Origin of the sequence: Parvibaculum sp. (assembly GCF_039680535.1) — a bacterium.
Classification (GTDB): Bacteria; Pseudomonadota; Alphaproteobacteria; order Parvibaculales; family Parvibaculaceae; genus Parvibaculum.
Map to the genome: position 1 here is coordinate 222,601 of NZ_JBDKSS010000005.1, position 11,419 is coordinate 234,019.

At 64.3% G+C, this 11,419-nt stretch carries 15 protein-coding genes; 4 read left to right on the forward strand and 11 right to left on the reverse strand.

The window, feature by feature from the left end:
* Positions 1-46: 46 nt before the first annotated feature.
* The 5 genes from hisF to hisB all read right to left on the reverse strand — a co-directional run bounded on the left by hisF (position 47) and on the right by hisB (position 3,437).
* Positions 47-808, reverse strand: a complete 762-nt coding sequence (hisF, locus tag ABFC66_RS02180; RefSeq protein WP_346739310.1) for an imidazole glycerol phosphate synthase subunit HisF — start codon at positions 806-808, stop codon at positions 47-49.
* Positions 805-1,545 (reverse strand): 1-(5-phosphoribosyl)-5-[(5-phosphoribosylamino)methylideneamino]imidazole-4-carboxamide isomerase, encoded by a 741-nt coding sequence (hisA, locus tag ABFC66_RS02185; protein ID WP_346739311.1) that lies wholly within the window; start codon positions 1,543-1,545, stop codon positions 805-807. The genes hisF and hisA overlap by 4 nt, the downstream gene beginning before the upstream one ends.
* Positions 1,533-2,183, reverse strand: coding sequence for an imidazole glycerol phosphate synthase subunit HisH (gene hisH / locus ABFC66_RS02190; RefSeq protein WP_346739312.1), 651 nt, complete (start codon positions 2,181-2,183; stop codon positions 1,533-1,535). Before hisH ends, hisA begins: the two co-directional genes overlap by 13 nt.
* Before the next feature lie 2 nt (positions 2,184-2,185).
* Positions 2,186-2,701, reverse strand: coding sequence for a DUF2628 domain-containing protein (locus tag ABFC66_RS02195; RefSeq protein WP_346739313.1), 516 nt, complete (start codon positions 2,699-2,701; stop codon positions 2,186-2,188).
* A 124-nt stretch (positions 2,702-2,825) separates the two neighbouring features.
* Positions 2,826-3,437: an imidazoleglycerol-phosphate dehydratase HisB gene (gene hisB / locus ABFC66_RS02200; protein WP_346739314.1), complete on the reverse strand. Its 612-nt coding sequence runs from the start codon at positions 3,435-3,437 to the stop codon at positions 2,826-2,828.
* Positions 3,438-3,860: 423 nt separating this feature from the next.
* Between hisB and hslV the strand changes: the two genes are divergently transcribed.
* Entirely contained in the window at positions 3,861-4,424 is a 564-nt protein-coding gene (gene hslV, locus ABFC66_RS02205; RefSeq protein WP_346739315.1) for an ATP-dependent protease subunit HslV, read from the forward strand.
* Between the two features lie 32 nt (positions 4,425-4,456).
* The gene (gene hslU / locus ABFC66_RS02210) at positions 4,457-5,764 is read left to right on the forward strand and encodes an ATP-dependent protease ATPase subunit HslU (protein WP_346739316.1); all 1,308 of its coding nucleotides are present in this window, start codon (positions 4,457-4,459) and stop codon (positions 5,762-5,764) included.
* Between the two features lie 50 nt (positions 5,765-5,814).
* Here hslU and ABFC66_RS02215 read toward each other — a convergent pair whose 3' ends face one another.
* From ABFC66_RS02215 to ABFC66_RS02230, 4 genes are read right to left on the reverse strand one after another with little or no spacing between them, the layout of a single operon-like run.
* A complete protein-coding gene (locus ABFC66_RS02215; protein WP_346739317.1) occupies positions 5,815-6,195 on the reverse strand; it encodes a helix-turn-helix domain-containing protein in 381 nt (126 codons plus the stop codon).
* Positions 6,192-6,821: a Smr/MutS family protein gene (locus ABFC66_RS02220; protein WP_346739318.1), complete on the reverse strand. Its 630-nt coding sequence runs from the start codon at positions 6,819-6,821 to the stop codon at positions 6,192-6,194. The genes ABFC66_RS02215 and ABFC66_RS02220 overlap by 4 nt, the downstream gene beginning before the upstream one ends.
* Positions 6,822-6,840: 19 nt before the next feature.
* Positions 6,841-8,010 (reverse strand): MltA domain-containing protein, encoded by a 1,170-nt coding sequence (locus tag ABFC66_RS02225; protein WP_346739319.1) that lies wholly within the window; start codon positions 8,008-8,010, stop codon positions 6,841-6,843.
* A gap of 21 nt (positions 8,011-8,031) precedes the next feature.
* A complete protein-coding gene (locus ABFC66_RS02230) occupies positions 8,032-8,766 on the reverse strand; it encodes a Tim44/TimA family putative adaptor protein (RefSeq protein ID WP_346739320.1) in 735 nt (244 codons plus the stop codon).
* 187 nt (positions 8,767-8,953) lie between these two features.
* Between ABFC66_RS02230 and ABFC66_RS02235 the strand changes: the two genes are divergently transcribed.
* Both ABFC66_RS02235 and secB read left to right on the forward strand, forming a co-directional pair.
* A complete protein-coding gene (locus tag ABFC66_RS02235; RefSeq protein ID WP_346739321.1) occupies positions 8,954-9,463 on the forward strand; it encodes an FxsA family protein in 510 nt (169 codons plus the stop codon).
* 94 nt (positions 9,464-9,557) lie between these two features.
* Positions 9,558-10,025: a protein-export chaperone SecB gene (gene secB, locus ABFC66_RS02240; RefSeq protein WP_346739322.1), complete on the forward strand. Its 468-nt coding sequence runs from the start codon at positions 9,558-9,560 to the stop codon at positions 10,023-10,025.
* Positions 10,026-10,061: 36 nt separating this feature from the next.
* On the opposite strand, the gene dnaQ is transcribed toward secB, so the two are convergent.
* Positions 10,062-10,754 (reverse strand): DNA polymerase III subunit epsilon, encoded by a 693-nt coding sequence (gene dnaQ / locus ABFC66_RS02245; protein WP_346739323.1) that lies wholly within the window; start codon positions 10,752-10,754, stop codon positions 10,062-10,064.
* Positions 10,755-10,792: 38 nt separating this feature from the next.
* The gene (gene coaE / locus ABFC66_RS02250) at positions 10,793-11,419 is read right to left on the reverse strand and encodes a dephospho-CoA kinase (RefSeq protein ID WP_346739324.1); all 627 of its coding nucleotides are present in this window, start codon (positions 11,417-11,419) and stop codon (positions 10,793-10,795) included.

Here is an 11,419-nt window from a genome sequence, read left to right on the forward strand (position 1 = left end):
CCCCGGAGCGCGAACCCCCAGAGCACATACCATTGTCACATCTGGATCAGAGGCGCATCGGGATGCCGGCCGCCGCCATATGAGCCTTGGCCTCGCCGATCGTGTACTCGCCGAAATGGAAGATCGAGGCGGCCAGCACGGCGCTCGCATGGCCTTCGCGGATACCGGCGACCAGATGGTCGAGATTTCCGACGCCGCCCGAGGCGATCACGGGAATTGTGACAGCGTCCGAAACCGAGCGTGTGAGCGGGATATCGAAGCCCGCCTTCGATCCGTCGCGGTCCATCGAGGTCAGAAGGATCTCGCCCGCGCCGAGGCTTGCAACCCTCTGCGCGTATTCGATGGCATCGATGCCGGTGCGGTTGCGGCCGCCATGGGTGAAGATTTCCCACTTGCCGGGCGCGACCTGCTTGGCGTCGATGGCGACGACAATACACTGGTTGCCGAATTTTTCGGCGGCGGCGCGGACGAATTCAGGATCGTTCACCGCCGCTGTGTTGATCGAAACCTTGTCGGCGCCTGCGAGGAGGAGCTTTCGCACATCCTCGATGGTACGCACCCCGCCGCCGACCGTGAGCGGCATGAAGCACTGCTCGGCAGTGCGGGCAACGACGTCGAAAATGATCGCGCGTTCTTCGTGGCTCGCCGTGATGTCGAGGAAGCAGAGTTCATCCGCACCCGCCGCATCGTAAGCGCGCGCCGCTTCCACCGGGTCGCCCGCGTCGCGCAGATCGACGAAGTTCACGCCCTTGACGACGCGGCCGTCCTTGACGTCGAGACAGGGGATTACGCGCGCCTTGAGCGTCATGCGGCACCCTTGAGCAATGCGATCGCCTCTTTCGGATCGAGGCGGCCGTCATAAAGGGCGCGGCCCGAAATCGCGCCTTCGAGGCCCTTGCAGTTCGCCGCGATGAGGGCGCGGATATCCTCGATGGAGGAAAGACCGCCCGAAGCGATGACCGGGATCGAGATCGCATTCGCCAGCGCGACCGTCGCTTCGATGTTCAATCCGCCCAGGACGCCGTCGCGGTCGATGTCCGTGTAGATGATGGCGGCAACGCCCGCATCCTCGAAGCGCCGCGCCATGTCGAGCACGGTGAGATCGGAGACTTCCGCCCAGCCTTCGGTGGCGACGCGACCGCCCTTGGCGTCGAGACCGACGGCAATGCGGCCCGGAAACTTGCGGCAGGCTTCGATGACGAGGCCGGGGTTCTTCACCGCCGCCGTGCCGATGATGACGCGGCGGATGCCCTTATCGAGCCACATCTCGATGGTGGCGAGATCGCGGATGCCGCCGCCGAGCTGTGCCGGAATGCTGATCGCCTTGAGGATCGCCTCGACCGCGCCGGCATTGACCGGATGGCCCGCAAAGGCGCCGTTGAGATCGACGAGATGGATATATTCGAAGCCCGCCTGCTCGAAGGCGCGGGCCTGCGCGGCCGGATCGTCGTTGAAGACGGTGGCCTCTTCCATCAGGCCGCGCACGAGGCGCACGCATTGCCCGTCTTTGAGGTCGATGGCGGGAAAGAGGATCATGGACGCCACTTCAAAAAATTGCCGATGAGAGCGAGACCGAGCGCCTGGCTCTTCTCGGGATGGAATTGCGTGCCCGCCATATTCTCCTTCGCGACCATGGCCGTGACCGGCCCGCCGTAGTCGGCGCGCGCGACCACATCTTCCTCATGCGCGGCGACGAGGGAATATGAGTGGACGAAATAGGCATGCAGCCCATTGTCGCCGGTCGGTATGCCGTCGAGCAGGGCGTGGGGACGGAGCGCCGTGATGGTGTTCCAGCCCATATGCGGGATCTTGAGTTCGGGATCGAGCGGCTTCATCAGCGTCACATCGCCTTCGATCCAGCCGAAGCCGTTGTGGATGCCATGTTCGAGGCCGCGCGTCGCCATGAGCTGCATGCCGACGCAGATGCCGAGGAAGGGGCGCGCATCGCGGCGCACGACGTCTTCCAGCGTCTCGATCATGCCGGGGATGGCGTCGAGGCCGGCGCGGCAATCGCCGAAGGCGCCGACGCCGGGCAGCACGACGCGGTCGGCGCTTCGCACATCGCCCGGATTGCCGCTGACGAGAATGCGCGCATTGGTGCCCGTTTCGAGCGCGGCGCGCTCAAAGGCCTTGGCGGCGGAGCGCAGATTGCCTGAACCGTAGTCGATGATCGTGACGAGCATGGTCAGCCCCCCGCCTTTGGAAAGAGACCGAGTACGCCGTGATCGTCGCCTGCGGGGCGGCGCGGCCAGACTGCGCCGGGCATAAGCGGCGGCAGCGTCGCGACATGGTCGGCGGTCCTCACGGGCGTGGAGGTCGAAACGATGGAAGGCCCGGACCAGCGGCGGAAGAAATCGCGCTCGGCCTCGATCAGATTGCGGCCGCTGGCGACGGCAATTTCGCGCGCGCCCCGGCGCGAGAGCGACCAGCGGCGGATCTCGTTCGCTTCCCCGGCATAGAGGAACTGGAAGGCGAGGAAGCAAACGGAACCGCTCTCGGGACCGAGCCCCGCCAGCCAGGTGACGACCAGCAGCGCAAGTGCGGCCACGAGATAAATCGCCACCGCCAGCCAGGACCGGTAATAGGCAAGCCAGAGCGGCCCGAGCAGGAGGGCCGTCCAGGAGAAGCCTTCATGCACGAATTCAAGGCCATCGCCATTCGCGGTGGCGCCGCTCATTTCGTGCACGGTGTAGAGACGCATGGGGCCATGTCCTTCGGCCCGAACCGGCCTTGGGCCAGGGCGGGGGCCAAGTCGGGCGTTTCGGGCTCTATCTAGGCCAGACGGCGGGAAATTGCCAGCCTTTGAGGGCGGATGCCCGGCAGCATCAGCTGCCGAGCTTGCCCTTGGTCGAGGGGATGCGGTTGGCGGCGCGGGGATCGATCTCGATCGCGTCGCGCAGCGCACGGGCCAGGCCCTTGAAGCAGGATTCCACGATGTGGTGGTTGTTCTCGCCGTACATGTTCTCGATGTGCAGCGTGATGCCCGCATTCTGGGCGAAGGCCTGGAACCACTCCTTGAAGAGTTCCGTATCCATTTCGCCAAGCTTCGGCTTCGAGAAATTGACCTTCCAGACGAGATAGGGCCGCTGCGACACGTCGATGGAGACGCGCGTGCAGGTCTCGTCCATCGGGATGATGGCCGTTGCATAGCGGCGGATTCCCTTGAAATCGCCCAGCGCCTGACGAACGGCCTCGCCGATGACGATGCCTGTGTCTTCCGTCGTGTGGTGGAAGTCGATGTGCAGGTCGCCCGTGGCGCGCACCTTCAGGTCGATCAGCGAATGGCGCGACAGCTGTTCCAGCATGTGATCGAGGAAGCCGATCCCCGTATCGACGTCATATTCGCCCGAGCCGTCGAGATCGAGAGAGACGAAAATTTCCGTCTCCTTCGTCTTGCGCTCGATCGTGGCCACGCGGCCTTCGCTATCGTCCATCATGGGTATTCGCCCGGTTTCGCCAGAGGCTCCCGGAGTCGCGAGGCCCGGAAGACCGAAAACTGTTATAGGCCAGACTTTTACCAGCCGCGGGGCGGCTGAGCCAGCGTTAAGCCCAAATGACAGGAAATCAAGGACTTAGGCCGATTTCACAAGTATTGCGCAGGTAAAGGCCGGAATCTGCAAAGCAGATATAAGGATTGAAGCCTAAAAGACCAATTAGACAAGCCATTCATGCCTGAAGAGGCCCAGATAGCCGGGATCGCGACTATTCGATCTGGGCACACCAGGCTGAGCCCCGCCGTAAGTCGCAGACGGGCTTCGGCCGGCCCGCTTGACCCGGGCAGTCAAAATCTCCACATCTGGCTCTTCGGAAGCGCCGCCCTACGAGGGTTTGCGCGCAGTCACTTCATCGACGAGCCATTCATGACCGATACGCATTCCTCGCCCTACGCCACCTGGCACGGCACGACGATCCTGACCGTCCGCAAGGGGGGCAAGGTGGTGATCGCCGGCGACGGGCAGGTCTCGATGGGCGACACGATCATGAAGGGCAATGCGCGGAAAGTCCGACCGCTGGGGTCAGGTAAGGTGATCGCGGGCTTCGCCGGCGCGACCGCTGACGCGATGACGCTTTTCGAGCGGCTCGAAGGGAAGCTCGAACAATATCCGGGGCAGCTCACGCGCGCCTGCGTGGAGCTGGCCAAGGACTGGCGCACCGACCGCTTCCTCCGCCGCCTCGAAGCCCTGATGATCGTGGCCGACGCGCAGGCAAGCCTCGTGCTGACCGGCAATGGCGACGTGCTAGAGCCCGAGGGCGGCATCGTGGGCATCGGTTCGGGAGGAAACTACGCGCTTGCCGCCGCCCGGGCGCTCGCCGACACGGAGCTCAGCGCTGAGGAAATCGCCCGCAAGGCGCTGAGGATCGCCTCCGAGATCTGCGTCTACACCAACAACAACCTCACCGTGGAAATTCTCGACGCCGTCTGAGGCGCCTTTCGATCTGGAGCGCTACCCTGTCCATGACCAGTTTCTCGCCGCGCGAAATCGTCTCCGAACTCGACCGCTATATTGTCGGCCAGAAGGATGCCAAGCGCGCCGTCGCCATTGCCCTTCGCAACCGCTGGCGCCGTCAGCAGCTTCCCGAAGACCTGCGCGAAGAAGTGCTGCCGAAGAACATCCTGATGATCGGGCCGACCGGCGTCGGCAAGACGGAGATCTCGCGCCGCCTCGCCAAGCTCGCCGAAGCACCCTTCATCAAGATCGAGGCGACGAAATTCACCGAGGTCGGCTATGTCGGCCGCGACGTGGAGCAGATCATCCGCGACCTCGTCGAAATCGGCATCGCAATGGTGCGCGAGAAAAAGCGCAAGGATGTGCAGGCGAAAGCCCATCTCGCCGCCGAAACCCGCGTTCTCGACGCACTGGTCGGCAAGGGCGCGAGCGAGGCAACGCGCGAGAGCTTCCGCCGCAAGCTGCGCACGGGCGAACTCGACGACAAGGAAATCGAGGTCGAGGTTGCCGATCAGGGCGGCGGAATGCCGAGCCTCGACATTCCGGGCATGCCGGGCGGTCAGGTCGGCATGATCAATCTCGGCGACCTCATGGGCAAAGCCTTCGGCAACCGGACCAGGCCCCGCAAGATGAGTATCCGCGACAGCTACGAAGTGCTGATCGCCGAGGAGTCGGACAAGCTGCTCGATCAGGACCAGCTGACGCAGGAAGCGATCCGCTCGGTCGAGCAGAACGGCATCGTGTTCCTCGACGAGGTGGACAAGATCTGCGCCCGCTCCGAACGGCAGGGCGCGGATGTGAGCCGCGAAGGTGTGCAGCGCGATCTGCTGCCGCTGATCGAAGGCACGACCGTCTCGACCAAACATGGCGCGGTGAAGACCGATCACATCCTCTTTATCGCCTCAGGCGCCTTCCACATCGCCAAGCCCTCGGACCTGCTGCCGGAGCTTCAGGGCCGGTTGCCGATCCGCGTCGAGCTCCAGGCACTGACCCGCGACGACTTCAAGCGCATCCTCACCGAGCCCGAAGCGAGCCTCATCAAGCAATATGTGGCGCTGATGCTGACGGAGAATGTCACGCTCGACTTCACCGAGGACGGGATCGACGCCATTGCGACGGTCGCGGCGGAGGTGAATGCCTCGGTCGAGAATATCGGCGCGCGCCGTCTTCACACGGTAATGGAGCGGGTGCTCGACGAGATTTCATTCGCGGCGACCGATCGCGGCGGGCAGACGGTGACGGTGGATGCCGCTTACGTCCATGAGCATATCGGCGACCTGTCGAAGAACACCGACCTGTCCAAGTTCATCCTCTGATTTCGCCATCAGCGAATGACCGGCGACAAATCTGGTCGCGAGTGGCGTTTTCAGGACGATTTCGGCGCGTTGCGGCGGGGGCGCGGCGGCAGCGCCGCCATCAGCCGCTCGATCTCGGCGGGCGTCAGATGGGCGATCTGCTCCGACAGGCGGTTGGCCAGTTCGGTCGCCGGGGGCGTCAGGCCTGCCGTGTCGATGACGATGCGCGGGTGGGAAAGCCGGGCAAGTCGCTCGATTTCCTCCGCTTCATCCCAGATCACGTTGAAATAGCCGATGATCGACTGAACAAGCCGCCAGCTCGGACGTCCGCGACGGCCATGTTCCAGCGCCGAGAGATAGGCGGGCGTGACACGAAGCGCCGCAGCCATGTCCTTCAGCGTCACCCCGCGAGCGGCGCGCAAATCGCGAAGCTTCTGGCCGAAGGGCGTCATTTCCGCTTCCTCAGCCAGAGATAGAAGGCGCCGCCGCCGCCATGCCTGGGATGGGCGGGCTGAAAGCTTGCAACCTCGGCGCGGAAGGCCGCTTCTTCCAGCCATACTGGTAGGGCCGAGCGCAAAATCCCTGAGTGTTCCGCGGCTTCGTGGTAGCGCGCGCTGTGAAGTATGTGGCGGGAGAAGGGGCTTTCTCCTTTACCAGTGATAACCAGCACGCAGCGAAGACCGCTCGCACGGCAGCTCGAGACGAAACGCAGAAGCGCGATCCGCGCCTCTTCACGGCCATGGCCATGCAGATCGAGCCGCGCCTCTGCCTCGACCTGACCGCGAGCCAACTTCTGGCTGGTGCGACGGTCGAGCCCGGCAAGCGGCGGCGGCCCCGCGGGTTTCACCGGCTTTACTGTTACGGGTACGGAATGAATAGGCTTTTTCTGTTTCGGTTTCGAAACAACAGGACCAGCCGTGGCTGAATCCGCAGGCTTTTCGGCCTCGGGCGGGTGATGCTTGCCGGGCAGGGGCGTGGCGTCCTTCGTGACCACGCGCCAGAGCTTCAGCTCTTCCTCGCTCAGAGCGCGGACCCGGCGACGGCGAGGCGGCGCATCCTGTTTCTGGTCCTTCGCCATGTCGCACCCGTCCCCGGCCCTAGCGCGCGGCGAGGGATTTGGGCAGAAGGGCGATCAATTCGCCCGGCTCCTTCATGCGGCCCGCGATCTCGGCGGCATCCGCCGTTGCGCCCCAGAAGACGTCGCCGCGCTGCTCGCCGCGAATGGCGGAGCCCGTATCCTGCGCCACCATCAGCCTGCGGAGCGGCCTGTAGCCGCTGCCATCCGGCGCGGGATAACGGCTGTCGAGCCAGAGCAGCGAGCCCAGCGGGTGAAAGCTTCTGTCGACCGCGAGGCTGCGGCCGGGCGTCAGGCTCACCTTTTCCGCGCCGGGGGGACCGGCATCCGGCCCCGCGCCTTCGAGGCGCTTGAAGAAGATGTAGCTGTCGTTCCGGCTCAGCAACGGTTTCACTTCGGCCGGATGGGCCTCCAGCCAGGCGCGGATGGTCTGCATCGAGATCTCGTCCTTCGAAATCTCGCCGCGCTCGATCAATACCTTGCCGATGGCGAGGTATGGCCGGTTGTTCTTGGCCGAGAAGGCAAGGCGCATCACGCCGCCATTGTCGAGATGAATCCGGCCCGAACCCTGGATGTGCAGGAAGAAGGCGTCGACCGGATCGGCCAGCCATACCAGCGCGAGGCGCTTCGCATCGAGCCTGCCATCGGCCAGTGACGCCTCGATCTGGGAACGGGTAGGCAGTTCCTTGCCGGCAGCGCGGGCGGCGGCATATTCGGGCGGGAAGGTGATGATCGGCGTCTGATAGGGGCCGTGCCGGGTGAGGCTGCCCTTCATTACGGGTTCGAAATAACCGGTGAAGAGCGGGCTCACCTCCGAGGCATTGCCGATGCGCACGGGCTGGAACCAGGTTTCGAAATAGCGCCGCGCCGCTTCCTTGCCGGAACCGACCTTATTTGCCGCCGCGCAGGCCTCCTGCCAGTCGGCAGCGGTGCCATAGCGGCGGGCTTCGGACGCCTTCGGATCGAGGGGAGCGGCGCCGTCGAGTTCAAGGATGCGCGCGCAGGAGCGGCGGAAGGCGGCAAGCGCCGCCGCGTGATCATCCTCCTGCCAGCCATGAAGCGCGCTGAAACTCACGGGGCCCGATGCAGCTTCGGCACTTTCCCGCGTCTCCATCATCGATGCCTCTCCGCTGCTACAGGCCGAAACGGCGAGCAGGACGAGGCCGGCAAGCCCCGCGGTTGCGTATTTCATGGCCCCCTCCGGCTCTGGCTCTCAGTCTGCCGCGCCCGTGGCGACAAGGCGCCAATTGGGATCGGAGGCCTTCAGATCGCGCTCGAAGGTCCAGACATCGTTCACCTGCCGGATGGTCACCGGATCGCCATCGATGACGATACCGTCCTTGTTCTTGGTGCAGGCGGTCAACTCGCTGGTGAAATTGATCGTGATGCGGGCGCGCTTGCCTTCGAGTGCCGCATCGGAAATCGCCGCCTTGGTGATGCCGATGAAATTCTGCTCGACCTGCTCGCCACGTGCCTCCCGGCCCGCGATCACGCCCTCGAAATTCTTGAAGACATGCTCGTCGAGAAGAGGCTGCAGGGCCTTTCGATCGCCCTTGGCGAATCCGGTGACGATCATCTCATAGGCGATGCGGGCGCCGGAGAGGAACGCCTCGGCATCGAACCGGCGGTCGGCCAGCGCAATTTCGGTGAGCGTCTGGGCAAGGGGCGAGCCTTCGGGGGCGATCCCCGCCCAGCGGTTCTTCACGACATAGGGCTCGCGCTGCGGATAGGCGTCGATGCCGGACTCGTCGGCCTCAGCGCGCTCGCGCTGGGGAAGCGTCACAACCTTGCCGTCGTCCGGCTTTGCGGCCTTCTCGGGCGCGGAATAGGGATCGAATGGCGGACGCTCATGGCCGGTCCGCCGCCCCAGAACGCTCCGGAGCTTCAGAAATACGCCAACTGCGATGGCAAGCAGGATAAGGTTGATCAGGGTCGAACTCTCGCCCATCGAGGGCCACCTTTCAGTCTGTCGGACGGCGCTACCCCATCCCGCCGCGATGACGGACGAGGGCTTCCGGTCCAAGGTCCCGCAACATCGGGTCTTTGCACTAAGGTAGGTCAACCGACCCCGGTTTACCACCTGTCGAACCATTCCAGGCCAGACAGGGCCACGTTTCTTGCGCAGCGGAGGTTTCTTGGCACCTGTCGTCCTTCTTCTCCTCATCCTTGTGCCGCTGGCCGAGATCGCGACCTTCATCGAGGTCGGCGGATGGATCGGAACCCTGCCGACCGTGGCGCTCGTCATCGGCCTTGCCGGGCTCGGGTTCTGGATTCTCCGCCATCAGGGGCTCGGCACACTTCGCAAGGCCCAGGCGGCGATGGACAGGGGAGAGATGCCGGTCGACGAGGTGACCGACGGGGCCTTCATCGTTCTCGCCGGACTTCTGCTGGTGCTACCTGGCCTGCTGACCGACGCGGTCGGCCTGCTGCTTCTGGTTCCCGCCATTCGCCGGGTGATCGGCGGCGCGGTCACGCGCTGGATCAGGGCCAATATGCGCGTCAGCGGCATGAGCGCCTCCTACAGAAGCTACTCGGGACCCGTCATCGAGGGCGAGGCCGAAGCGGTCGAACCGGAGCCGGACGAGACCAGCGGCAGGAAGGGCGACCGGCCCTCGCCCTGGATCGGCGGCGGCCCATCAAACTGAACCTGATGTCATCAGCCCGTGCCTTGTCCCGGGCAATATTCCGTGTTAGCCAGCGGGCTCAACATTCAGGCGTCCGCACCACCGGCGAGGGATCATGTCCGACGAGAATTTTCAGGGCCTTGAGGGCGAAACGGGTGCGCAGCTGCGCGTGCTGACGCAGTACATCAAGGACCTGTCCTTCGAAAACCCGAATGCGCCCCGCACCGTCGGACCGCTCCCCGAGCAGCCGCAGATCGCCGTGCGCGTCGACGTGGGCGCCCAGCGTCTCGGCGAAACGGAATTCGAAGTCACGATCTCGCTCGGCGCCGAAGCCAAGATTCAGGACGAACTAATGTTCCTGATCGAGCTGGACTATTGCGGCCTCTTCCGCCTCGTGAACATTCCGGGCGAACAGATCGAGCCCGTGCTTCTCGTCGAATGCCCGCGCATGCTTTTCCCCTTCGCCCGCCGTATCATTGCCGATGCGACACGCGACGGCGGCTTCCCGCCGCTGCTGATCGACCCCGTCGATTTCGTGGGGCTCTACCAGCAGCGCCGCACCGAAGGCCAAACACCGAACTGATTTGGCGCCGAACTGATCTCCTGAAGGCGAGCGGATCTAACCGCCGAGCTTGACCCAGAGCGGCTCCGGCCCGAGGGTCGAAACAAAGGCTTCATGCGCCGCGCGCTCTTCCTCGCTCAAACGCGGAGGAAGCGGCGCAGGGCGCTTGCGCGTCTCGCGGGCCGCCACCGTCGTTGCAGCCGCAGCCGCGGCTGCGGCGTCGAGCACCAGACCCGGCTGACGCCCGCCCATCAATTCCAGATAGACTTCCGCCAAGAGCTCGGCGTCGAGAAGCGCGCCATGCTTCACACGGCCCGAATTGTCGATATTGAAGCGTCGGCAGAGCGCGTCGAGGCTGTTCTGCGCGCCGGGGAAGCGCTTGCGCGCGATCATGAGCGTATCGACGGCACGGGACGAGGCGATGGGCGGACGGCCGACCCATTTCAGTTCCGCGTTCAGGAACGTCATGTCGAAGCCCGCATTGTGAATGACGAGTTCGGCATCGCCGATGAATTCAAGGAACTCGTCCACAACCTCGGCGAATTTCGGCTTGTCGCTCAGGAACTCCGCCGACAGCCCGTGAACGCGGAACGCGCCTTCGGGCATGTCGCGCTCGGGATTGATGTAGCGGTGAAAGAGGTTCCCCGTCGGCACGTGATTGAAGACTTCGAGGCAACCGACTTCGACCAGCCTGTGTCCCTCGTCGGGAGAAAGGCCGGTGGTTTCGGTGTCGAGAACGATCTGGCGCATGGGACGAGCCTAACAGGAATGGGCGAGGCGGGGAATCCTCAGAGGCCGAGAAGACGCTCCTTCAGCACCTTGCCCTCGCGCGTCTTCAGCGTCTCGACGATCTTCTTCACTTCCTCGAAGGCATGGTCGAGGCCCTTGTCGGTCTCGACGATGAAATCGGCGCGGCGGCGCTTTTCCACATCCGGCACCTGCTTGGCGTGAATGGCGGCGAATTTGGCGGCGTCCATTCCAGGGCGCGCGAGAACGCGTTGCTCCTGAATGTGATAGGGCGCACTCACCACCACCACGACGTCGACGCGTTTTTCGCCGCCCGTTTCATAGAGGAGCGGAATGTCGAGCAGCACGGCGTGATGACCTTCGGCCGCCGCCTTCTTCAAGAACTCGATCTGCGCCTGGCCGACCAGCGGATGCACAATCGCCTCGAGTTGCTTCATGGCTTCGGGATTGCCGAGCACGCAGCGCGAAAGCTCGGTGCGGTCGACGGCATCGTCAATGACCGAAGTAGGGAAGACCTCGCGCAAGGGCGCAACCGCCGCGCCGCCTTTTGCATAAAGCGCATGAACAGCCACGTCCGCGTCATAAACAGGCACACCGAGACGCGCGAACATTTTCGCCGTCTCCGATTTTCCCATGCCGATCGAACCAGTGAGACCGATGAGCAGCAT